Source organism: Paenibacillus albidus (assembly GCF_014644435.1).
In the GTDB taxonomy this organism is placed as follows: Bacteria; Bacillota; Bacilli; order Paenibacillales; family Paenibacillaceae; genus Paenibacillus_AQ; species Paenibacillus_AQ albidus.
The window spans coordinates 1-1,521 of the sequence record NZ_BMKR01000101.1 but is presented as its reverse complement, the minus strand read 5'-3'; the positions used below and the strand labels follow the sequence as shown (position 1 = coordinate 1,521).

The window sequence follows — 1,521 nt, the reverse complement described above, 5'->3', positions numbered from 1 at the left end:
TGAAATCCTGCGAATTCATGAGCCTGCGTGAGAAAACTAAATCATTTCGAGGGAGCGTAATGTTAAATTTCGTAGATCCCTTAATGATTTTCATCTCCAATAAAAGTATCTAATCTTCCTTCATCGCACATCGCTTATTAAGATTTCGATTTATACCAATGATTCCACCAACTATACTTACAACGTATGCAATAGTTATGCTTAAAAGGACTAAGTAAATATCTGACGGTATTCTTAGAAAACTCAAACTTCGCAGAGCAAAATTGGTCTTAAACCCTTGATAAATATAGCTGAACCATGATAATTATCTTACTCTTGCAAAAATAGAAAAACACCGCTTCGGTTTGGTATAGTGATTGTGACGAGCAATACACTACCACAAAGAAGAGGTGTCCTCTATATGATAGAGCAAAACCAGCCCTGCAATCAACTACCGAAAGAAATTAAGCCTGCTTTCGAAGAACTTCATGTGCTGAAGCACTTAAAAGACGCGAAGATTAACAAGAAATTCGGTTATACAGCCGCCTATCTGTTTCAGCTTGTATTCGTGCTTTTGTTTCATCAGAAAAATTGGTTTCGTCTGCTCGAAAGTAATAAAGCCGAATCGTTTCCCGGAAAAGATTCCGTTTATCGATTTTTGAACCATACCCAATTCGCGTGGCGGCAATTCCTTTTATCTCTAAGTGCTGCGACGGTTCAAAAAGTCGGGCTACTGACTTCTGATAACCGCGTTACGGCCTTCATCTTTGACGATTCGATGTTTGATCGTAACCGCAGTAAAGCCGTAGAATTGCTCGCAAGGTTCAGAGATCACGCTACCGGAGCTTATTACAAAGGCTTCCGCATGCTGACGATGGGATGGTCGGATAGCCATTCCTTTATTCCCATGGACTTCGCTTTACTCAGTTCGACAAAATCGCAAATCAATGGCACTACAGACGGAATCGACAAACGCACCCATGGTTATAAGCGTCGCGAGTGATTGCGTCCATGATTGATCGTGCCATAGCCGCTGGTGTTAGTGCTTCTCACGCTTTAATGGATAGCTGGTTCACCCACGCGCCACTTATCCAGGAAATCGTAAAACGCGGGCTTCATGTCATTGGTATGATTAAAAATGACAACAAGCGATACCTCGTGAACGGAAGTAGACTATCTCTGAAAGAATTGTATCTGGCGGCTCCGCGAGCAGAAGGAAAGAACAGCGACATCCTTCGCTGCATCCGTACGGAATTGGTTCCAGGTATCCCTGTCCTCGTCGTGTTTATTCGGCATCGTACGAAGAAGAAAGAATGGCTAGCGATTCTCTCAACCGACCTTACTCTAACGGTCGAGGAAGTTATTCGTATCTATTCCATGCGTTGGGACATAGAGGTTTTCTTTAAGTGCGCTAAATCCTTGTTGCGCTTGCAAAAGGAATTTCAAGGTCTCTCCTATGATTTACTCGTTAGCCATACGACCATTGTATTTTCTAGGTACATCCTACTTGCGTGGCAGCATCGGCAAAGCACAGATCAGCGT

At 42.9% G+C, this 1,521-nt stretch carries 1 pseudogene; it reads left to right on the top strand.

Features of this window, described 5'->3' with window-relative positions:
- Nucleotides 1–400 precede the first annotated feature (400 nt).
- A pseudogene (locus tag IEY53_RS35830) lies at nt 401–1,521 on the top strand (IS4 family transposase); the annotation flags it as partial.